22 protein-coding genes are annotated in these 21440 nt (G+C 60.8%); 10 read left to right on the forward strand and 12 right to left on the reverse strand.

The annotated features are described in order from the left end of the window. Positions 1-80 precede the first annotated feature (80 nt). Entirely contained in the window at positions 81-1346 is a 1266-nt protein-coding gene (waaA, locus tag CF137_RS02085) for a lipid IV(A) 3-deoxy-D-manno-octulosonic acid transferase (RefSeq protein WP_139717568.1), read from the reverse strand. Position 1347: 1 nt separating this feature from the next. After that, positions 1348-2382 (reverse strand): lipopolysaccharide heptosyltransferase II, encoded by a 1035-nt coding sequence (gene waaF, locus CF137_RS02090; RefSeq protein ID WP_139717570.1) that lies wholly within the window; start codon positions 2380-2382, stop codon positions 1348-1350. A 276-nt stretch (positions 2383-2658) separates the two neighbouring features. Here waaF and CF137_RS02095 point away from each other — a divergent pair, with 276 nt between their 5' ends. Continuing rightward, on the forward strand, positions 2659-3435 hold the full coding sequence (locus CF137_RS02095; RefSeq protein ID WP_139717571.1) for a glycosyltransferase family 2 protein: 777 nt from the start codon (positions 2659-2661) through the stop codon (positions 3433-3435). A gap of 51 nt (positions 3436-3486) precedes the next feature. Here the strand turns inward: CF137_RS02095 and CF137_RS02100 are convergent, their stop codons facing one another. After that, complete coding sequence (locus tag CF137_RS02100; protein WP_139717573.1) at positions 3487-4524, reverse strand: glycosyltransferase family 9 protein; 1038 nt, start codon at positions 4522-4524, stop codon at positions 3487-3489. Positions 4525-4756: 232 nt separating this feature from the next. Between CF137_RS02100 and coaD the strand changes: the two genes are divergently transcribed. Beyond that, positions 4757-5239, forward strand: coding sequence for a pantetheine-phosphate adenylyltransferase (gene coaD / locus CF137_RS02105; RefSeq protein WP_139717575.1), 483 nt, complete (start codon positions 4757-4759; stop codon positions 5237-5239). Positions 5240-5345: 106 nt separating this feature from the next. Here the strand turns inward: coaD and CF137_RS02110 are convergent, their stop codons facing one another. From CF137_RS02110 to radC, 6 genes are all read right to left on the reverse strand, one after another. Continuing rightward, positions 5346-6281: a VirK/YbjX family protein gene (locus tag CF137_RS02110; RefSeq protein WP_139717577.1), complete on the reverse strand. Its 936-nt coding sequence runs from the start codon at positions 6279-6281 to the stop codon at positions 5346-5348. Positions 6282-6395: 114 nt separating this feature from the next. Then, on the reverse strand, positions 6396-7208 hold the full coding sequence (gene mutM, locus CF137_RS02115; protein WP_101323277.1) for a bifunctional DNA-formamidopyrimidine glycosylase/DNA-(apurinic or apyrimidinic site) lyase: 813 nt from the start codon (positions 7206-7208) through the stop codon (positions 6396-6398). A 24-nt stretch (positions 7209-7232) separates the two neighbouring features. Further along, positions 7233-7688, reverse strand: a complete 456-nt coding sequence (locus tag CF137_RS02120; protein ID WP_042022642.1) for a hypothetical protein — start codon at positions 7686-7688, stop codon at positions 7233-7235. A 93-nt stretch (positions 7689-7781) separates the two neighbouring features. Continuing rightward, on the reverse strand, positions 7782-7949 hold the full coding sequence (rpmG, locus tag CF137_RS02125; RefSeq protein WP_005323752.1) for a 50S ribosomal protein L33: 168 nt from the start codon (positions 7947-7949) through the stop codon (positions 7782-7784). Positions 7950-7960: 11 nt separating this feature from the next. After that, complete coding sequence (rpmB, locus tag CF137_RS02130) at positions 7961-8197, reverse strand: 50S ribosomal protein L28 (protein ID WP_005321271.1); 237 nt, start codon at positions 8195-8197, stop codon at positions 7961-7963. Positions 8198-8334: 137 nt separating this feature from the next. Then, a complete protein-coding gene (gene radC, locus CF137_RS02135) occupies positions 8335-9009 on the reverse strand; it encodes a RadC family protein (protein WP_068979342.1) in 675 nt (224 codons plus the stop codon). 147 nt (positions 9010-9156) lie between these two features. Here radC and coaBC point away from each other — a divergent pair, with 147 nt between their 5' ends. The 5 genes from coaBC (at position 9157) to pgi (ending at position 14569) form a co-directional block, all read left to right on the forward strand. Next, the gene (gene coaBC / locus CF137_RS02140) at positions 9157-10359 is read left to right on the forward strand and encodes a bifunctional phosphopantothenoylcysteine decarboxylase/phosphopantothenate--cysteine ligase CoaBC (protein ID WP_139717579.1); all 1203 of its coding nucleotides are present in this window, start codon (positions 9157-9159) and stop codon (positions 10357-10359) included. A gap of 87 nt (positions 10360-10446) precedes the next feature. Continuing rightward, on the forward strand, positions 10447-10905 hold the full coding sequence (gene dut, locus CF137_RS02145) for a dUTP diphosphatase (RefSeq protein ID WP_033113594.1): 459 nt from the start codon (positions 10447-10449) through the stop codon (positions 10903-10905). Positions 10906-10973: 68 nt separating this feature from the next. Next, positions 10974-11570: a nucleoid occlusion factor SlmA gene (gene slmA, locus CF137_RS02150; RefSeq protein WP_033113593.1), complete on the forward strand. Its 597-nt coding sequence runs from the start codon at positions 10974-10976 to the stop codon at positions 11568-11570. A 166-nt stretch (positions 11571-11736) separates the two neighbouring features. Further along, positions 11737-12573 carry a mechanosensitive ion channel domain-containing protein gene (locus CF137_RS02155; protein WP_139717581.1) on the forward strand — a complete coding sequence of 279 codons (837 nt, stop codon included), beginning with the start codon at positions 11737-11739 and terminating at the stop codon, positions 12571-12573. Positions 12574-12919: 346 nt separating this feature from the next. Beyond that, entirely contained in the window at positions 12920-14569 is a 1650-nt protein-coding gene (gene pgi, locus CF137_RS02160; RefSeq protein ID WP_139717583.1) for a glucose-6-phosphate isomerase, read from the forward strand. 100 nt (positions 14570-14669) lie between these two features. Here pgi and ilvC read toward each other — a convergent pair whose 3' ends face one another. Beyond that, a complete protein-coding gene (gene ilvC / locus CF137_RS02165; protein ID WP_101323273.1) occupies positions 14670-16151 on the reverse strand; it encodes a ketol-acid reductoisomerase in 1482 nt (493 codons plus the stop codon). Positions 16152-16404: 253 nt separating this feature from the next. Between ilvC and ilvY the strand changes: the two genes are divergently transcribed. Beyond that, the gene (gene ilvY / locus CF137_RS02170; RefSeq protein WP_042022630.1) at positions 16405-17298 is read left to right on the forward strand and encodes an HTH-type transcriptional activator IlvY; all 894 of its coding nucleotides are present in this window, start codon (positions 16405-16407) and stop codon (positions 17296-17298) included. On the opposite strand, the gene CF137_RS02175 is transcribed toward ilvY, so the two are convergent. Further along, on the reverse strand, positions 17287-18147 hold the full coding sequence (locus CF137_RS02175) for a type 2 periplasmic-binding domain-containing protein (protein WP_139717586.1): 861 nt from the start codon (positions 18145-18147) through the stop codon (positions 17287-17289). The genes ilvY and CF137_RS02175 overlap by 12 nt on opposite strands. A gap of 192 nt (positions 18148-18339) precedes the next feature. Here CF137_RS02175 and CF137_RS02180 point away from each other — a divergent pair, with 192 nt between their 5' ends. Together CF137_RS02180 and CF137_RS02185 are read left to right on the forward strand one after the other, a co-directional pair. Next, positions 18340-18531 (forward strand): hypothetical protein, encoded by a 192-nt coding sequence (locus tag CF137_RS02180; protein WP_005339486.1) that lies wholly within the window; start codon positions 18340-18342, stop codon positions 18529-18531. A gap of 73 nt (positions 18532-18604) precedes the next feature. After that, positions 18605-21187 carry a bifunctional acetate--CoA ligase family protein/GNAT family N-acetyltransferase gene (locus tag CF137_RS02185; protein WP_139717588.1) on the forward strand — a complete coding sequence of 861 codons (2583 nt, stop codon included), beginning with the start codon at positions 18605-18607 and terminating at the stop codon, positions 21185-21187. A 61-nt stretch (positions 21188-21248) separates the two neighbouring features. Here CF137_RS02185 and CF137_RS22160 read toward each other — a convergent pair. Then, positions 21249-21440, reverse strand: a 192-nt coding sequence (locus tag CF137_RS22160) for a hypothetical protein (protein ID WP_204787356.1), incomplete at its 5' end; no start/stop codon positions are given.

Raw genomic sequence — 21440 nt, forward strand, 5'->3', positions numbered from 1 at the left:
CAACAAAACGGAGCGCATCGCGCTCCGTTTTTTTATGGCTGACCATCGATAAGGAATGGCCGGATGTGAATGGCCGGGAGTCAGTCGTTTTCCAGCGCCGCGAGGCAGTGAGAGAGAGTGCGGGCCAGCGCCCCCTGATTGCGCAGCACCACGGCGCGGGCCTGCTCCCCCATCTCGCGACGGGCGGTCACGTCGGCAAACAGCTGGCTCACCCGCTCGCCCAGTGCGGCAGCATCGGCCACGATGACAGCGCCCCCCTGAGCCACCAGCTGGCGGGTGATGTCGCTGAAGTTGAAGTAGGCCGGGCCAGTCAGGCAGGGCTTGCCGAGCGCCGCCGGTTCCAGCAGATTGTGGCCGCCGATCTTCACCAGACTGCCACCGACAAAGGCCACATCGGCCGCCGCCAGCATCAGCGGCAGCTCCCCCATGGTATCGCCGAGATAGACCTTATCCTCCGCACTCACCGCAGCACCATCAGTGCGCCGCACACAGCCGTAAGGGGCACACAGCTCGGCCACCCGGTCGAACCGCTCGGGGTGGCGCGGCACCAGGATCAGCAGCGCATCGGGATGGCATTTGAGCAGCAGATCGAAGGCGGCCAGCACCTGCTCGTCCTCACCCTGATGGGTGCTGGCGGCGATCCAGACCGGACGTTCCGCGCCCAACTGCTGACGCAGGGCACGCCCTTTGGCCGGCACCTCGTCACCAAACTGGATATCGAACTTGATGGAGCCGGTCACCGCCAGCCGTGCGCGGCCGATACCGAGGCGGGCGAAGCGGTCGGCATCATCCTGATGCTGACAGAGCAGATGGCTCAGCGGTCGGCTCAGGGCGTCGAAGGCGCCGTGGAAGCGGGCATAACGCTGGCAGGATCGCTCCGAGAGGCGGGCGTTGATGATGGTCACCGGCAGATGGCGCGCCTCGCAGGCGGCCAGCCAGTTCGGCCACAGCTCGGTCTCCATCACCCAGAGCGCGCGCGGCTTGAAGGTGTCGAGAAAAGCCGCCACCGCCCAGGGGTAGTCGAGCGGCGCGTAGCGATGCACCACCAGATCCCCCAGCTTGGCGGCCTGCTCGGCGCCGGTGCGGGTGGTGGTGGTGAGCAAGATCGGCAGATCGGGCCGCTCGGCCTTGAGGGCACGAATGAGCGGCGTGATGGCCAGCGTCTCCCCCACGCTCACCGCATGGATCCACAGCGGCGCATCCTGTCCGGTGGCGGGCAGTCGCCCGAGATGCTCGGCCCAGCGCTCGCCAAAGCCGGGCTTGCCCTTCTTCGGCTTGTAGAGCGCCAGCAGTGCCAGCGGCAATCCCAGATGGATCAGCAGGTTATAGAGCAGACGGTAGGACATCTTACTGGCTCTGCTCCAGCTTCTTGCAGGCATCGACCACCTGCTCCGGCGGCAAGTCGATCAGGCACTTGAGATGGCCGAACTTGCAGGTGCGCTTGAAGCAGGGGCGGCACTCGATGTCGGTGTGGACGATCTCGACCCGATCTGCCAGCGGCGGGGTGTAGAGCGGCGAAGTGGAGCCATAGACGCCGACCAGCGGCCGGTTGAGGGCGGCGGCGATGTGCATCAGGCCGGAGTCGTTGGAGATGACCCGGCTGGCCAGCGCCATCAGATCGATCGCCTCGTGCAAGCTGGTCTTGCCCGCCAGCACATGGCAGTTGGGGCGGGTCAGCAGATTGACCCGATCCCGGATGGTGTTGCCGACCGGCAGATCCTTGTTGGAGCCGAAGATCCACACCTGCCACCCCTCGTCCAGATGCTGCTGGGCCACCACGGCGTAGTGCCCCTCCGGCCAGCGTTTGGCGGGGCCAAACTCGGCACCGGGGCAGAGCACCAGCACCGGGCGAGCGCGATCCAGCCCCAGTCGCTCCAGCGCCTTGCTCTGGTTGATCAGATCGACGTGGAGCGCCGGATGCGGAATGGTCGGGATATCGGCCCGGCTCTTCATCTGCTCCTTGGGATAGGCGAGCGCCAGATAGGCCTCGACCATCAGCGGGAAGGCAGACTTGTTGCTGCGCAGGTCGTTGAGCAGGCCGTAGCGGCTCTCGCCCTTCCAGCCGGTACGGACCGGAATGCAGGCAAACCAGGGGATCAGAGCCGACTTCATGGAGTTGGGCTGAACGATGGCCTGATCGTATTTCTCGGCCGCCAGCTGCTTGCCGAGACGGCGGCGCGCCACCAGCTTGAAGTCACCGTGGCCAAGGGGCATGGTGATCGCCTTGTCCACCTCCGGCATCCGCTCCAGCAGGGCGCAGCACCAGGATGGCGCCATCACGTGCAGCTCACACTCCGGGTGGTTGGCCTTGATCGCCTTGTAGAGGCTCTGGGACATCACCATATCGCCGACCCAGGAGGGGCCGATCACCAATATTTTCATCACGCGTCTTCTCTCGGGGCAGGCCCGACTGTTAATCATCACTGGGCGAGATTATGCCCCAAGAATGGTCGGATAAATAACAGAAGATCCTTGCCAATCCCCCCAGCAACCTCATTTTTCCAGCAGTGACCCTCTTCCAACCGGGCGAGACGAAACGCCAGCGAAGCAGGCAGAAACGGGCAATGGCGGCTCTCTCTTTGGCCCGTTTTTCCGTTAGAATGGCCCATCAATACCCATTCGCCCCACCAGCCGGGCAATAACCATGAGCCCAATTTTGTGAAAAAACCGACTCTGGCTGCCGTTCTGATCGTCAAGAATGAAGCCGACAACCTGCGCAAGTGCCTCGCCTCCCTCGACGGACTGGTGGACGAGATCGTCATTCTGGACTCCGGCAGTCAGGACGAGACCCCGGCCATCGCCGCCGAATTTGGCGCCCGTTTCTTCGTCAACGAAAAGTGGCCGGGCTTTGGCAAGCAGCGCCGACTGGCGCAGTCCCATGTGCAGTCCGACTGGGTGTTGTGGCTGGATGCCGACGAGCGGCTCACTCCCGAGCTGAAAACCGCCATCGCCAATGTGATGACCCATCCGGCCAGCGATACCATCTACTCGATCCCGCGCCTCTCCTGGGTGTTTGGCCGCTTTATCCGTCACAGCGGCTGGTATCCGGATCGGGTGCTGCGTCTCTATCCCAAGGCACTCACCAGCTACAACGAAGCGCTGGTGCACGAGAAGGTGGAAGTGCGGGCCAACATGAAGATCGTCAATCTCCATGGCGACCTGCTCCACTTCACCTATCGGGATCTGGAGCACTATCTGGTCAAATCCTCCGGTTATGCCCGTGCCTGGGCCGATCAGCGCACCGCTCGCGGCAAGAAGGGTTCCCTCAGTCAGGGGCTGCTCCACGCCGTCGGCTGCTTCCTCAAGATGTACCTGCTAAAAGCCGGTTTCCTCGATGGCAAACAGGGACTGCTGCTGGCGATCCTCTCCGCCCACTCCACCTTCGTCAAATACGCCGACCTCTGGGTGCGCCAGCAGCCACAGCAGCCGGAATAACTGCCATACGAAACAGGGCCCCGCGGGGCCCTGTTTGCATTGCTGGATACCTTACTTCTGCCAGAAAGGCGCCGCCCAGCGGGCCATCTCCGGTACCATGGCCTTGGGATCGAGCTGGCTCATATCCTCCGGGTGGTCGCTATCCTCCGGCGGGCTGAAAGCGAGGTGACGACCTTCGCTGTTGAGGGGCTTCCAGCGCAGCGGGGTGGCGGAGCGGCGCATCGGGAAGAAACCTATGGTCGGCACATCCAGCGCACCAGCGATGTGGAGCGGCCCGGTACTGCCTGCCACAAACAGCGCGGCGTTGGCCAGCACCTGACAGAACATCGGCAGGCCGTCGCTGGAGCGGTAGATCCAGCCGTTGCCGCCGTGGGCCAACAGCTCGGCAGCCAGCTGTTCGGCGATCTTCTCCTCACCCGGACCTGCGGTCAGCACGCACTGCAGCTCGGGGCAGGCCTGATTGAGCTTGATGATGATGCGGGCGTACTGCTCGATGGAGAGGTTGTTGGCCGAACCGCCGCTACCGGCGTGCACCATCAGCCAGGGGCGGTTAACGTCGAGCTTGAGCCTGAGCGCCAGCTGTTCGCGCACCTGCAATAGGGTTGCCGGGTCGAACTGCAGGAAGGGGGTCTTGGGCTCCACCATGGCCACCTGCTGATCGGCCAGGAAACGGCGGATCAGCTCCAGGTTGTACTCGGACTCCGGCTTTTGGGAGCGGGAGCGACGCTGCACCAGCCGCTGGTTGTAGAGCACCTGCGCCAGCTTGGTCGCCGGGGCCAACCGGTAGGGGATGTGCGCCTTCCACACCAGCATGGCGTTGCGGGAGTTGGAGAACAAGCAGATGGACGCATCGAACGCCGCTGCCTTGACTCGGGCCAGCAGGGCGCGCTGTTGCTCCTTGTCGGCACCGACGCCCGGATCGATGATCACCTCGTCAATCCAGGGGCAGAGCCGGGCCAGCGGCGCCGTGTAGGCTGGAACCAGCGCCGTCACATGACACGCCATGGATCCTTTGAGCATGGCGAAGCTCGGCCATGCCAGCATGAAGTCACCAATCTTGTCATTGCGAACGACCAGAATACGTTTCATAAAAATCCCTTTGCTCCCTGTCACCACTGCAAGGAGGCTTGATGCGCGATGGGCGTATTCTTGCCTGATGCAGGGCTATTCTCAAGCGAAGAGACCTGCTGACATGGATTAAAACCAGCAAAATTTACCTCGGACACCGCGCAGCGAATAAATTCTGAGGCGTCGGCTGTCGCGATAACAGCCAAATCCCCCCTATAATGCGACCAAATTTACAGGCTGCAGGACTGCAAACATGACTACCAGGGTAATTTATCCCGGGACCTTTGATCCCGTGACCAATGGCCACGCTGACCTGATCGGCCGCGCCGCCAAGCTGTTTGACGAGGTGGTGGTCGGCGTTGCCAACAGCCCGAGCAAGCGCCCGCTGTTCGATCTGGCAGAGCGGGTCCAGCTGCTCCAGCAAGTGACCAGCCAGTTGCCCAACGTCAAGGTGGTGGGCTTCTCCGGCCTGCTGGTCGATTTTGCCAAAGAGCATCAGGCCAACGTGCTGATCCGCGGCCTGCGCGCCGTCTCCGACTTCGAGTACGAGTTCCAGCTAGCCAACATGAACCGCCGCCTGATGCCGGAGCTGGAGAGCGTATTCCTCACCCCGGCGGAGGAGAACTCCTTTATCTCCTCCACTCTGGTGAAAGAGGTGGCGCTGCACGGCGGTGATATCCGCCAATTTGTCGACCCTGTGGTAGCCCAGGCCATCGCCACCAAGCAGAAAGGGTGATCCCCTTCCACACTGGCAATTCCCGACGGCAACAACGCACAAGGGCTACCCGCGGGTAGCCCTTGTTGTATCTGTCTCGTTATGGAGAGGTCCGCCTGCTTGCCGGTTACTGACGGGCAAACTGCTCGGCCATCTCCTGCACCAGCAGATCGAGCCACTCATAGCGGCGCCGGTACATGGCCCGCTTCTTGGAGGCGATCTCCTCCAGCGGCTTGCGCGGCTGGGCTTGCAGGGCGACAAAGTTGGCGTCCACATCCCGGGCGTCGAACTCCTGCCACAGCTCGTCATAATCGGCCTGCAGGTTGGCTTTCTGCTTGCTGCTATAGCGCTTGGCCTGAAACACATGGGCCCGCTTGCGCACCGCCCGCACCTCCGCCGCCCCCATGGTCTGCGCCAGTTGCAGCACCAGCTGCACCAGCAGGGATTTGGGCCGCAGGCCGTGCCCCTCTTTGGTCAGCTCGCGCACCCGATCCTGGGCATTGTCGACCGCGGGCTCCGGCCCCTGCATGGAGCCGATCATCAAAATCAAACGATCCTTACTGCCCGCCAGCGAAAAGGCGCAGCTGTAGAGGCGCTGCCCCTCGGGATTGACGATGGAGAGCGCCAGCTCGGCCTCGCGGCGGAAAGTGCCATCGTAACGCAGCAGGATGCGGCAGCCGCTCTGGGGATAGTGTCCCAGCCCGATCCCCTCTCCCAGATAGAGCGGGTCAATCAGCTGCGGGTAGCACTCCAGCTGCAACCGGTAGTGGTTTTCCAGCATCTCGGCCCGCTGGCGAGCACTGGCACAGGCGAAGCGATAGGGGCGCATCGGCTTGTCGAGCAGCTCGGGATACATCGCTGGCAGCGCCTTGAGCGAGTCGCACTGAAACAGACTGAAAACCCGGCTCAGCGACTTGCGATAGAGCAGACTACGCAGCACGAACTTGCCGCGATTGAAGGTTTTCCGGTCATCCCCCTCCGGGTAGAGGAAGCGGGCCATGGATTTTGCGCAATAGCGCTCCTGCCGGGATAAATATTCCCAGTCTATTGATTTAACTGTCATTTTTATATTCTCAAACCGCCTGAACGGTCGGGATACTAGTGACAGCTGTGCAAATCTTCAACAGCGTGGCAATACGCTGTTACAACTTCCCCCGGATCGGGGCAAAAAGCGCGCTCAGCGCTGGCAATGACTGCAAAAAACCGTGGTGCGCTGCCCCATTCTTATCTCGCTCAGCAGGGTGTGACAGTGGAAACAGGGCTGACCGCCACGGCCATAAACCTGCAACTGCTGCACGAAATAGCCCGGCTTGCCATCGGCGCTGGTGAAATCCTTGAGGGTGGTGCCCCCCTGACGGATGGCCTCGGCCAGTACCCGCTTGATCTCGGCCACCAGGGTTCCCAACCGCTCGCCACTGATATTGCCCGCCGCCCGTTTGGGGTGAATACCGGCGGCATAGAGCGCCTCGTTGGCGTAGATGTTGCCCACCCCGACCACCACCTGATTGTCCATCAGGAACTGCTTGATGGCGGTGCTGCGCCCCTTGGCACGCTCGCGCAGGTAATCGGCATTGAAGGCGTCGGTGAGCGGCTCGGGCCCCAGCTTGGCCAGCAGCGCGTGAGCTTCAGCCGGTTCACGGGTCCACAGCAGGGCGCCGAAGCGGCGCGGATCGTTGAGCCGCAGCAGCTTGCCATTCTCCAGCTCGATATCCACGTGGTCATGCTTCTCGGCTGGCGTGCCGATATCCAGCACCCGCAGGCTGCCGGACATCCCCAAATGGAGGATGGCGGTGCCGAAATCGGTCTCCAGCAGCAGGTATTTGGCACGGCGACGCACCCGATGGATGGTGAGGTCCACCAGCTCCTGAATTTCACCGGGGATCGGCCAACGCAGGCGGCCATCCCGCACCACCACGCGCGTCACCTTGATGCCGGTGAGCCAGGGGGAGATCCCCTGACGGCTGACTTCAACTTCTGGCAATTCAGGCATTGGAACCTCGTAAGAAAAAGGAACTCAGGGAGCGGGACGCAGCAGATCGCGATACTGCTCGGCTGTCAGAGAGAGCCAGAGACCGGATGGCAGCTGGGCGCCATATTGACCACTGTTCTGATAGAGGCCGATCTCGACCGGATCGTTCTGGCCGGCCAGCCATACCTTGATGGTCACCGGCGTACCACGCACCGCCTCGCCGGGGGGCAACAACCAGCTCTGCCAACGGGCCAGACGGGCAGCCAGCTGCTCACTGTTGAGCCCCAGCTCCGCCCCACTGCGCCAGCCCTGGCCAATCCGCTCTATCTGCCAGCTCGGCCCCTGCCAGGTGAGCACTACGGCCGCATCAGGCAGCAAGGGGCGAGCACGTTTGGCGCTGTTCTCCTGCTGGGCACTCTCCATACGATGCAGCAGAGTGATCACGATCAGCACCACCACGATGATCACGTTATTCCAGCCTTTGCGGCTCAATTTGAACATGGCAAGCCTCCTTTCGCTCCGGCAGTGTACTGAATTCCGCCCATAAAAAAACCCGGCACGAAGCCGGGTTTTTGGGAATGCAGCATCAAGTAATTACTTGATTTTGCCTTCCTTGTAGATCACATGCTGACGAATAACGGGATCAAACTTTTTGATCTCCATTTTTTCGGGCATGGTGCGCTTGTTCTTGGTAGTGGTATAGAAGTGACCAGTACCGGCGCTGGAGTTCAGACGAATCTTATCGCGAATACCTTTAGCCATGATCTAATTCCTTATACCTTAACACCGCTGGCGCGCAGTTCAGCCAGAACCACTTCAACGCCACGCTTGTCGATAATACGCATGCCTTTTGCGGATACGCGCAGGCTTACGAAGCGTTTTTCACCCTCAACCCAAAAACGGTGAGTGTGCAGGTTCGGCAGGAAACGACGCTTGGTAGCGTTGTTTGCGTGCGAACGGTTGTTACCAACGGCCGGACGCTTGCCGGTTACTTGACATACTCTAGACATGTCCGTCTCTCCAAATCTTACTTCAATTGCTCGAGCAAATGTCTGCCCCGCTGGCCTTCGATTGCGGGGCAAACAGAAGGCGGCATTTTATACAGCATCCATGATCAAAGATCAACTAATACGGAGCCGGAGCACAGTCATAACCAACCGCGCTCGGCAAACGAAACCGTGATGCCATCACCGATCACCAAGTGATCCAGCACTCTAATATCGATCAGGGCCAAGGCGGCCGTGATCCGATCCGTGATCTGGCGGTCGGCCCTGCTGGGCTCGGCGACGCCGGACGGGTGATTATGCGCCAGAATCACCGCTGCTGCATTATGTTTGAGCGCGATCTGCACGATTTCTCTGGGCCAGACGCTGGCCGAATCGATTGTGCCGTAAAAAAGCTCAACAAATTGAATGACTCTGTGCTGGTTATCGAGCAATAACAGCGCAAATACCTCTCGCGGCCGATCTCGCAGCTGAGCCTGCAGGTAATCCCGGGTTAGCTGGGGCGAGCTGAGGGCATCGCCCCGTTGCAGCTGCTCGGCCAGATGACGTCTGGCCATCTCCAGCACCGCCTGCAACTGGGCATATTTGGCAGGGCCCAAGCCGTGCGCCTCGCAGAATGCGCGCTGATCCGCCCCCAGCAAGCTGCGCAAAGAGCCGAATTGATTCAACAGGTTGCGCGAGAGATCCACCGCACTCAGGCCATTGACGCCAGTGCGCAAAAAGATCGCGAGCAACTCGGCATCGGAGAGCGCAGCGGGCCCCTGACGCAGCAGCTTCTCTCTGGGTCGCTCATCCTCCGGCCACTCCTTAATGCTCATTTGTCTCTCCCTCATCCCTGTTGAGAGAAAACATAGCAAAAAATTGCGCGCACCCGACCACACCCCTTGATGCCAACCCCTGTCGTCATCCATTGCCTGTGGTATCTTAGCCGACCAGTCAGAATGAGCCGGATAGAGAAACAGCAGATGAGATTGGCCGATAAACGCATCCTGTTGGGTGTCAGTGGCGGGATCGCCGCCTACAAGAGTGCCGAGCTGGTACGTCGCCTGAAAGATCAGGGGGCCGAAGTTCGGGTGGTGATGACCCGCTCCGCTAAAGAGTTCATTACCCCGCTGACCCTGCAGGCGGTCTCCGGTCATCCGGTGGCCTACAGCCTGCTGGATCCCTCTGCCGAAGCAGGCATGGGCCATATCGAGCTGGCCAAGTGGGCCGATCTGATACTGATCGCCCCCGCCAGCGCCAACCTGATGGCGCGGATGGCCGCCGGCATGGCCGACGAACTGCTGACCACCCTCTGTCTGGCGACCCCGGCACCCATCGCGCTGGCACCTGCCATGAACCAGCAGATGTATCTCAACGCCGCGACCCAGGCCAACCTCAAGACCCTGGCCAGCCGCGGCATTCTGCTGTGGGGGCCGGATGCCGGCAGCCAGGCCTGTGGCGATGTCGGCCCCGGCCGGATGCTGGATCCCCTCGATCTGGTCGATCGCTGCTGTCAGCAGCTGGCCGCCGAGCCCTTGCTGGCGGGCGTCAGGCTGCTGCTGACCGCAGGTCCAACCCGCGAGGCGCTGGATCCGGTGCGCTACATCAGCAACCACAGCTCCGGCAAGATGGGCTATGCCATCGCTCGTGCCGCCCGTGAGGCGGGTGCAGACGTGACGCTGGTGAGCGGGCCGGTGGCACTGGCGACGCCTGCTGGCGTTACCCGTGTCGATGTGGAGAGCGCCGAGCAGATGCATCAGGCGGTGATGAGCCGGGTCGGCGAGTGTGACCTCTTCATCGGCTGCGCCGCGGTGGCCGACTATCGCCCCGAGCAGGTGGCCAGCCAGAAGATCAAGAAGACCGGCGACAACGACCAGATGGTGGTTAAGCTGGTGAAGAACCCCGACATCATCGCGGCCGTCGGTGCCCTGTCAGACAAACCCTTCACCGTCGGATTTGCCGCCGAAACCGTGGATGTGGAACAATACGCCCTCGACAAGTTGCAGCGTAAGCGGCTGGACATGATCGCCGCCAACGACGTGTCCCGCGAGGGGCAGGGCTTCAACGCCGATGACAACGCCCTGACCGTGTTCTGGCAAGGAGGCCAAGCGCCTCTGCCGCTGGCCGACAAGCTGACGCTGGCCCGTCACCTTATTGCCCTGATTGCGCGCCACTACCGGCGCTGAGCGTCCCGATAACGCAAGACTCATGACGCCCCGCCTTGCCATGCCAAGAGGGGGCGCCGACACAAGATCCAACTGAACAAGCGATTCATGACAACACAAATTGAACTGAAGATTCTGGATGCCCGTATCGGTACCGAGTACCCGCTGCCCGCCTACGCCACACCGGGCTCTGCCGGTATGGACCTGCGCGCACTGCTGGATGCGCCGCTGACCCTGGCCCCAGGCGATACCACGCTAGTGCCGACCGGTCTTGCCATTCATATTCAGGATCCGGCTCTGTGTGCCACCATCCTGCCCCGCTCCGGCCTCGGCCATAAGCACGGCATCGTGCTGGGCAACCTGGTCGGTCTGGTCGATTCCGACTACCAGGGCCAGCTGATGGTCTCGGTATGGAACCGTGGCAAAGATGAGTTCACCATGCAGCCTGGCGAGCGTATTGCCCAGCTGGTGATAATGCCGGTGGTTCAGGCCAGCTTCCAACTGGTCGATGAGTTCAATCAGAGCGAACGGGGTGAAGGCGGTTTTGGTTCTTCTGGTCGTCAATAACAGACCACACCAGCCCTTTGGGCGGTGTCTAATAATAGAATCAGGCCATTGTTTTTTTAGGGGAATCCATGGCAAGCAGTAATCAGAAACAGAGTCGGCGCGATCAGATCCTGCAAGCGCTCGCCCACATGCTGGAAACCAGTCCGGGGCAGCGCATCACCACGGCCCGTCTGGCGGCCGAGGTCGGCGTATCTGAAGCAGCCCTCTATCGGCATTTTCCCAGCAAGGCGCGGATGTTCGAGGGGCTGATCGACTTTATCGAGGATTCCCTGCTGTCACGGGTCAATCTGATCATGGCGGAAGAGAAGGACACCATGGCACGCTGCCATCACATCCTTCAGCTGCTGCTGGTGTTTGCCGAGCGCAATCCCGGCATCACCCGCATCCTCAACGGCGATGCCCTGCTGGGTGAACACGATCGCCTGCGGGATCGCATCAGCATCCTGTTCGACAAGCTGGAGACTCAGCTCAAGCAGGTACTGCGCGAGAAGCGGCTGCGCGAAGGTCAGGGCTTCCAGCTCGACGAGACCATGCTGGCCAATCTGCTACTGGCCTACACCGAAGGTCGTATCAGTCAGTTTGTGCGCTCCGAGTTCAAGCTCAAACCCACCGCCGGGTTTGAAGACCAGTGGCAATTTATCCGCAGCCAGTTGCTGCAGAGCTGATGGTTTTTTAGCGTCATTCAGCACAAAAGAAGGGAGGCCAAGGCCTCCCTTCTTTTTTGTGTCAGTTTTTTATGGCAGAAAAGAAGTACCAGATGCGACCCGGACTGTCGCGCTGCGGTGTTAGATTTATCCACCATGAACCTTTTAGAACCTGACAGGACATCCTATGGAACCCGAAATCATTACCGAAGCGCAGACCTGGCTGGTCAATAATCAGGGACTGCTGATCGAATACGGCGTCAATATCGCCGCCGCCCTGCTGACCCTGCTGGTCGGCTATATCGCCGCCAACCTGCTCAGCGGCGGCGTGGTCAAAGTAATGCAAACCCGCAAGCTGGACACCACCGTCACCCACTTCGTCGGCAGCATCCTCAAGTACGCCATTCTGGTATTCGTGGTGATCGCCGCACTGGGCCGGGTCGGGGTACAGACTGCCTCCTTCGTCGCCATTATCGGTGCCGCCGGTCTGGCCATCGGTCTGGCGCTGCAGGGCTCGCTCTCCAACTTTGCGGCTGGCTTCCTGCTGATCATCTTCCGCCCCATCAAGGCGGGCGAGTTTATCGAAGTAGCAGGCACCAACGGGGTCGTGCAATCCGTTCAGCTCTTTACTACCACCCTCACCTCCGGTGACAACAAGATGGTGGTAGTGCCCAACTCAGCCATTCTCAATGGCACCATAGTCAACTACTCACGGATGGATACCCGCCGCGTCGACATGACCTTCGGCATTGGCTACGGCTCTGACCTGCGCAAGGCCAAGCAGATCCTCGAGCGGCTGGTGAATGAAGAGCCGCGCATCCTGAAAGAGCCGGCCGTCACCATCGCCGTCGCCGCGCTGGCCGACTCCTCGGTCAATATCGTGGTGCGCCCCTGGGTGAACACCGCTGATTACTGGGGTGTCTGGTTCGACTTCCACGAGAAGGTGAAACTGGCCTTTGATGCCGAAGGCGTCGAGATCCCCTTCCCGCAGATGGTGATGCACATGCAAAAACCGCAAGCATGATCGCGGTTCTGCTGCGATACACAATGCCAGCCTTCGGGCTGGCATTGTCGTTTCTGGCCCGGCCCATGGCCGTTGCGATGCATAACCAAGCCAACCGGATGAAAACAATTTCAGGCCATCGGGGTGGCCCCAATCATGAGCAAGCGCAAGATCCGCCTTGCTTTCGTGACTCATAATCCCAATGTTCTGGTTGTATGCTCCCGACCGTGACCCACTGCGGTAAAAGACAATCGGTAAAAATCTGTTACACGGGCCGCCCGATCGGCTCGCTATAATGCTCGGATAATAAGGTTTGGCGGGACCTTGCCTGCAAGGTTCAAACACAACTTGGCATTTCAGGAATCCTATGAAAAATATCAATCCAACCCAAACCCAGGCCTGGCAGGCACTGGCAGCCCACTTTGCAGCAAACAAAGAGACTCGACTCAAGGATCTGTTCGCGCAGGACCCGAAGCGCTTTGACAAGTTTTCCCTCACCTTCGGCGGCGATATTCTGGTTGATTACTCAAAGAACCTGATCACCGAGGAAACCCTCAAGTTGCTGGTTAATCTGGCCAAAGAGACCGATCTTCGCAGCGCGATCGATGCCATGTTCAATGGCGAGAAGATCAACATGACCGAAGGCCGCTCGGTACTGCACGTGGCCCTGCGCAACCGCTCCGACCGCCCCGTTGAGTGCGACGGCAAGGATGTGATGCCGGAAGTGAACGCCGTGCTGGCCAAGATGAAGGGCTTCTGCGAGAAGGTAATCGGAGGCGAGTGGAAAGGCTACACCGGCAAGGCGATCCAGCACGTGGTCAACATCGGTATCGGTGGCTCTGATCTCGGCCCGGTGATGATCACCGAGGCACTGCGCCCCTACAAAAACCACCTGCAGATGCACTTCGTCTCCAACGTCGATGGCACCCACATCGCCGAAACCCTGAAGAATATCGATCCGGAAACCACCCTGTTCCTGGTGGCCTCCAAGACCTTCACCACTCAGGAGACCATGACCAACGCCCTGACCGCCCGCGACTGGTTCATCAACATCGCCGGTGACAAGGCCCACGTTGCCAAGCACTTCGCTGCGCTCTCCACCAACGGCAAGGCCGTGGCCGAGTTCGGCATCGACACCAACAACATGTTCGAGTTCTGGGACTGGGTTGGCGGCCGTTACTCCTCCTGGTCTGCCATCGGTATGCCCATCGCCCTCTCCGTCGGTTTCGAGCACTTCGAAGCCCTGCTGCAAGGCGCCTTCGAGATGGACATGCACTTCGCCACGGCCTCCTATGAACAGAACGTGCCGGTGCTGCTGGCGCTGATTGGCCTGTGGTACAACAACTTCCATGGTGCCGAGTCCGAAGCCATTCTGCCGTACGATCAGTACATGCACCGCTTCCCTGCCTACTTCCAGCAGGGCAACATGGAATCCAACGGCAAGTACGTTGATCGCAACGGCAAGCCGGTTGATTACCAGACTGGCCCCATCATCTGGGGTGAGCCGGGCACCAACGGCCAGCACGCCTTCTACCAGCTGATCCACCAAGGCACCAAGCTGATCCCCTGTGACTTCCTGGCGCCAGCCATCAGCCACAACCCGATCGGTGACCACCATCCGAAACTGCTGGCCAACTTCTTCGCCCAAACCGAGGCACTGGCCTTCGGCAAGAGCAAAGAGCAGGTCGAAGCCGAGTTCCTGGCTGCTGGCAAAACCCTGGAGCAGGTCAAGGATCTGGTGCCGTTCAAGGTGTTCGAAGGCAACCGCCCGACCAACAGCATACTGTTCAAGAGCCTGACCCCGAAAACCCTGGGTGCCCTGATCGCCATGTACGAGCACAAGATCTTCGTACAGGGCGCAATCTGGAACATCTTCTCCTTCGACCAGTGGGGCGTGGAGCTGGGCAAACAGCTGGCCAACAAGATCCTGCCGGAGCTCAACACCGCCGAGGCTGTCACCAGCCACGACTGCTCCACCAACGGTCTGATCAACACTTGGAAAGCGTGGAAAGCCTGATTTATCCAGCCTTTCTGAATGCAAAAGCCCCGCTCGATGAGCGGGGCTTTTTATTTTTCACCCTTCTCCCACTGGGAGAAGGGTTGGGGATGAGGGGACATTAACCGCCAACAGCGATACGTTTCATGTCCTTCATGTAACCACGCAGTACCTGACCGATCTTTTCGATCGGGTGGTTGCGGGTCGCCTCGTTGGCCGCCAGCAGCGCCAGGTTGTCGACGCTCTGCCCTTCCGCCTTGCTGGCACCCAGGTCGCCCGCTTTCAGGGTCGGCATGAAGTGCTCGCGCAGCAACGGCACAGCGGCGTTGGCGAACAGGTAGTTGCCGTACTCGGCGGTGTCGGAGATAACCACGTTCATCTCGTACAGACGCTTGCGAGCAACGGTGTTGGCGATCAGCGGCAGCTCGTGCAGGGATTCGTAGTAGGCAGACTCCTCGTAGATACCGGAAGCCACCATGGTCTCGAACGCCAGCTCCACCCCTGCCTTGACCATGGCCACCATCACCACGCCATTGTCGAAGTACTCCTGCTCGGCAATCTTGCCAGCGAACGCCGGGGCGTTTTCGAAGGCGGATTTGCCGGTCTCTTCGCGCCAGGTAAACAGTTTGACGTCATCCTCGGCCCAGTCGGCCATCATACCGCGGGAGAACTCACCAGCGATGATGTCATCCATGTGTTTCTCGAACAGCGGGCGCATCAGGGTGCGCAGTTGCTCGGAGAGCTCGAAGGCACGCAGTTTGGCCGGGTTGGAGAGGCGGTCCATCATCAGGCTGATACCACCCTGCTTCAGGGCTTCGGTGATGGTCTCCCAGCCAAACTGGATCAGCTTGCCGGCGTAGGCCTTGTCAGTCCCTTCGGCAACCAGCTTGTCATAACAGAGCAGAGAACCGGCCTGCAGCATGCCGCAAAGGATGGTCTGCTCGCCCATCAGGTCAGATTTCACTTCCGCCACGAAGGAGGACTCCAGCACCCCGGCACGGTCGCCGCCGGTAGCAGAAGCCCACGCCTTGGCGATGGCCATGCCTTCACCCTTGGGATCGTTCTCCGGGTGAACGGCGAGCAGGGTCGGCACACCGAAGCCGCGCTTGTACTCTTCACGCACTTCGGTACCCGGACACTTGGGCGCGACCATCACGACTGTGATGTCGGCGCGGATCTGCTGACCCTCTTCCACCACGTTGAAGCCGTGGGAGTAGCCCAGCGCCGCGCCCTGCTTCATCAGCGGCATCACGGTTTTCACTACATCGGAGTGCTGCTTGTCCGGAGTCAGGTTCAGCACCAGATCGGCGGTCGGGATCAGCTCTTCATAGGTGCCGACCGCGAAGCCGTTGTCGGTGGCCTTCTGCCAGGAGGCACGCTTCTCAGTGATGGCGGCCTTGCGCAGGGCGTAGGAGATATCCAGCCCGGAGTCACGCATGTTCAGACCCTGGTTCAGACCCTGGGCACCACAGCCCACAATCACCACCTTCTTGCCCTTCAGCACGTCGCAACCGTCGGCGAATTCCGCCCGCTGCATGAAACGACACTTGCCCAGTTGGGCCAACTGCTGACGCAGGTTCAAGGTGTTGAAATAGTTAGCCATGGTGATTGCTCCGTTCAATTGATTCCATGCCGGGTAGCGGCGTTGTCTGAACCACTATAGCGCGGGACACTTATTGCCTGAACTGATATATTCGAAACAGTACGTTGCAAGAATTGAAAGATGATTCTTGGCAATTTAACACCATGTGACTCCCCATTTCAGCAAAATTGCCGCTGAATTATCCGGGGACGCGGTTGCCCGAGCCGGACGGTTCGGCATGAATTTATGCCCTGACTGCAGCAGGAAATGATCAATGGACCTTCGCAATCTCGAGCTGTTTCTCCACCTCGCCGACTCCCTTCATTTTGGCAAGAGCGCCGATGCCATGGCGGTCAGCCCCTCCACCCTGAGCCGCGCCATCCAGCGACTGGAGCAGGAGACCGGCTGCATCTTGTTCGAGCGGGACAACCGCTCGGTACGGCTCACCCCCGCCGGCGAGAAGCTGCGTGAGTTTGGCGGCGGCCTGCTGCAGGAGTGGCGTCAGCTCAAACAGGAGCTCAAACGCAGCGATGAACCGCTGCAAGGGCGGCTGCGGGTCTTCTGCTCGGTTACTGCCAGCTACTTTCTGCTACCCGAGGTGCTGGAGCGCTTTCGCCGCCGCTACCCCCAGCTGGAGATCAAGCTGGAGACCGGCGACCCGGCGCTGGCGGTGGACAAGATCCTGGCCGATGAAGCCGATCTGGCCATCGCCGCCCGCCCCGATGCCCTGCCCGCCAAGCTGGAATTTGCCAGCTTGCAGCTGGTGCCGCTGGTGTTTATCGCGCCGCGCAACGCCCCCCAACTGAACCAGTGGTTCCGCCAGGGCGAGCCGGACTGGGAGCAGCTACCGCTGATCCTCTCCGAGCAGGGATTGGCCCGCAAACGCAGCGATCAGTGGTTTCGCAACAAGGGAATCGCCCCCAACATCTATGCCGAAGTGGCGGGTAACGAGGGGATCGTCGCCATGGTGGCGCTCGGTTGCGGCGTGGGGCTGGTGCCAGCGGCGGTGATCGACCACAGCCCGCTCGGCGACAAGGTGCGGATCATCGACCTCAAACCCGCCTTCAAGCCATTTGATGTGGGGATCGGGGTGCTCAAGAAGCGGCTGGAAGAGCCGCTGATCCGCGCCTTCTGGGACACCGCGCAGAATCAGGGGTCACTGCGCTAACCCCGGTTTATAGATAAGGGCCGGATCGGCCATCATGATGCGACTGGCCTGGGGTAGATCAGGGTTGTGCAGCTCGAGGCGCACCCGCTCATCCAGTTTCAGCCGCCGAATGGTGCTGCCAAATCCCGCTTCAAAGACCCGGTCAAAAGCGCCCGATTGCCGTGCCCGCTGCAGGCCAAGCTCGATGCGCTGCGCCAGCTCCGGATATTTGGGCGAGACGAAAAACAGCAGCGCCAGCGGATAGCGAAACACCAGTCGTGGCTCGATGGCGAGATCCGGATGCTGCTTGAGTTCATCCTCGACCTCGATGACCGAGCGCAGGAAGCAGTCAAAACGCTTCTTGCGCAGCATGTTGAAGAGCGCCTCATAGAGGTTGCCCACCGTCACCTTGAGGCCGTTGGCCTTGAGCAGCTGGGTATCGGGCCAGGATCTGTGCTGACCGATGGAGAGCCCGGCGCTATGCCAGTCCGCCAACGACCCGATCGCGGCAAAACGCCCCTCATCCCCCTGCCGAACCAGACAGACCCGCCACCCCAGCAACCCCTTGGCCAGCGGAATGTGCACCGCCAGCAGATCCCGCTCTCGCTCACCATCGGGGGCAAAGACACCGACCTGAACCAGCTCGCCGCTACGCAGCTCCTTCACCGCCCGCCCCTGCTCCATCTGCGGACTGGAAACCAGTTGGTAGGGACCATATTCGGGCACAGTCAGATCGAGGGAAAGGCGCAGCAACTGGACGACGGCGGGGTTGGGGTGATCCAGCAGCAGATTCCAGGCGCGGATAGGCTGCTCGGTTGCCGATGCGCCAACCGCCCACAGTGCCATACACCACCACCAGACTCTGATCATCCTGCGCACCATCCGTGCCTCATGCTCCTCGCCATACTATAACGCCAGCCAACGCCTCAACGGTGCCCTCTCTGAAAGATGTGTGAGCGCTCTCGTGTCAAATCTCATGTCAGAAGTGACAATAGGCAAACCCGGCAGCTCATCGCAGACTGGGCGTTCATCAACAAACGCCAAGGCGCAGGGAGGAGAGCCATGAAACAGCATCTGGTAGAGATCAAGGGTTCAACCCTGTTTGACGAGTATCTGCAAAGCATGGGGGTGCCCAGCACGGCGCTGGACCGGGAGCAGGATATCTATCTGCAGGAACGCCACCTGGGCGCCATTCGCCGGGTGCAAGGCGAACTGCGCTTTTATCTACGCGCCAATGCCCTGAACAAACGGTGATCAGGATCCGGTCACAGAACCCGCAGCAAAGGCGTATTAGACTGGTATCTTCCCCCTTTTGACGGGAGTGCCCATGAACGCAAGCGGTCTGGATCGGCTGTTTAAACCCCAATCAATCGCCGTGATCGGCGCCTCGACCGACCCGCTCAAGGCGGGTCATGTGATCGTGCGCCACCTGCTGGCGGGCCAGTTCAAAGGGCCCATCCTCCCCGTCACCCCGCGCAACAAGGCCATCGCTGGCGTGCTGGCCTATCCCGATATTGCCAGCCTGCCGCTGACTCCGGATCTCGCCATCATCTGCACCCGGCGGGAGCGGGTCTTGCCGTTACTGGAGGCGCTCGGCCAAAAGGGTACGGGCGCCGCCATCATACTGGCCGCCGACTTTTCTCCCGAAGAGCGGCTGGAGCTGAAACGGGTCTGCCAGCAATATGGCATTCGCCTGCTCGGCCCCAACAGCATGGGGATGCTGCTGCCCGGCCAGGGGATCAACGCCAGCTTTTCACCCATTGCAGCCAAGCCTGGACAGGTCGCCTTTCTGTCGCAATCCGCCGCCGTCAGCACCACCATTCTGGATTGGGCCAAGCAGCATGAGCTGGGCTTCTCCGCCTTCATCTCCCTTGGCGATCACTGCGATATCGACTTCGGCCAGCTGCTGGATCAACTCTCCCGCGACAGCGTCACCCGCGCCATCCTGATCTACATGGACAAGCTGCACGACGCCCGCCACTTTCTCTCGGCGGCGCGGGCAGCCTCGCGCAACAAGCCGATCCTCGTGCTGAAAAGCGGCCGCCACGATCCGGCCCACGGCCTCGACAATGTCTATGATGCCGCCATCCGCCGCGCCGGTATGCTGCGGGTGCGAGATACCCACGAACTGTTCGCCGCGGTCGAAACCCTCAGCCACTCCATGACCCTCAAGGGGGAGCGGCTCGCCATCATCTCCAACGGCCGCGGACTGGCCAATATGGCGGTGGATGTGCTGCTGGAGCGCGGCGGCAAGCTGGCGCGCCCGCCGCTCGATATCGGCAGCGATGCCACCATCACCACCTATCAGGAGGCGCTGGACAGCGTGTTGCAGGAAGATGGCATCGATGCCATCCTGATCATCCACGCCCCCTCGCTCACGGCCCCGAGTGCGCCGCTGGCCAGCCATCTTATCGCCCACCTGAAACAGCACCCCAGAGCGCGCCGTTTCAATATCCTCACCAACTGGGCGGGCGAATACTCGGCGCAGGAGGGGCGCAAACTCTTTACCGAAGCGGGCTTCCCGACCTACCGCACGCCAGAAAGCGCCATGGCGGCCTTCATGCACATGGTGGAATACCGCCGCAACCAGAAGCAACTTATGGAAACCCCGGCGTCACTGCACGGCAACCAGCTCAATGTCGAGCTCTGCCAGCAGCTGATCCGCCAGGCGCAGGAGCGCAAACAGCTGAGGCTGGATACCCATCTGGTGCACCCGATTTTACAGGCTGCCGGCCTCTCGACCCTGCCAACCTGGATCGTCACCGACGCCATCGAGGCGACCCTGACCGCCGAGCAGATCGGCTATCCGGTGGCGGTGAAACTGCGCTCACCCGACATCCTGCACAAGTCCGCCGTTCATGGTGTGGTGCTCAACCTGCGCACCTCGGCTGAAGTGGCGCAAGCGGCAGATGCCATTCTGGATCGGGTCAGACAGCATGATCCGGGCGCCCGCATCGAAGGTTTGCTGGTGCAGCGGATGGCCCGCCGCAGCGGCGGCCTGGAGCTGCGGGTGCGGATCCAGCAAGATGCCATCTTTGGCCCTGTCATCCTGCTGGGTGAATCGGGCGCGGAGCAGCAGGAGATGGTAGCGGCCTTGCCACCGCTCAATCAGGCGCTGGCTCGTTACCAGATCATCGGAGCCCTCAAAAGCCGCAAGATCCGCGAACAGGCCACGCCGGAGCGACTGGATATCGATGCCCTCGGTCAGGTGCTCTGCCAGCTCTCCGAGCTGCTGCTCGCCTTTCCGGAGATTCAGGAGCTGGATCTGCATCCGCTACAAGCGTGCGGTACCGAGATGGTAGTACTGGATGCCAGCCTCACGCTGGCAGACCCCGCCATCCCGACCAGCAATCGACTGGCGATCCGCCCCTATCCTACCGAGCTGGAGGAGGGTGCCTGGCTGAAAGACCAGCGCCACATCCTGCTGCGCCCGATCCGGCCGGAAGATGAACCGGCTCACAAACAGTTCGTACTGCAAGTATCCGATGAAGACAGGTACAAGCGCTTCTTCGCCGATGTCGGCGAGCTGGGCCATGAAGAGCTGGCTCGCATGACCCAGATCGATTACGACCGGGAGATGGCCTTCGTTGCTGTGGGTCAGGATGGCGAGCTGCAGGATCAGATCCTCGGCGTGGTACGCGCCATTTCGACCCCGGATCTGAGCGATGCCGAATTTGCCATTCTGGTGCGGTCGGACTTGAAAGGGGTCGGCCTTGGCAAATTGATGATGGAGAAGATCATCCGTTACGCCAAAGAGCAGGGGATTGGCCAGTTATCCGGCATGACCATGCCGAGCAATCGCGGCATGGTCAACCTCGCCAAGCGGCTTGGCTTCAAGATCGACGTGCAGATGGAGGATGGGGTGGTCAATATGGAGCTACTCTGTAGCCAGCATGCGGCAGAAACCTGATTTGACCGACAGTGGCTCCATTAAAATGGTTGTGAATTGAGCAAAAAAGGCCGAGGTATAGCTACAAAAAGGAGGGAATTGCAGGCTTTTTGGCCCTCTTTCGGCAGGAAAAAGCCAGACGCGGGCTGTATGACAAAGCCCGGTCGAGAGGCCGGGCTTGGTGTTCGCTCTGGTGTGAAAACATCGGGTTCAATGGACAAAATCCGCCCATAGCAAAAAGGCCTTCCCAATCGGGAAGGCCTTTAAAATTAGT

Source organism: Aeromonas sobria, assembly GCF_006243315.1.
Lineage (GTDB): Bacteria > Pseudomonadota > Gammaproteobacteria > Enterobacterales > Aeromonadaceae > Aeromonas > Aeromonas sobria_A.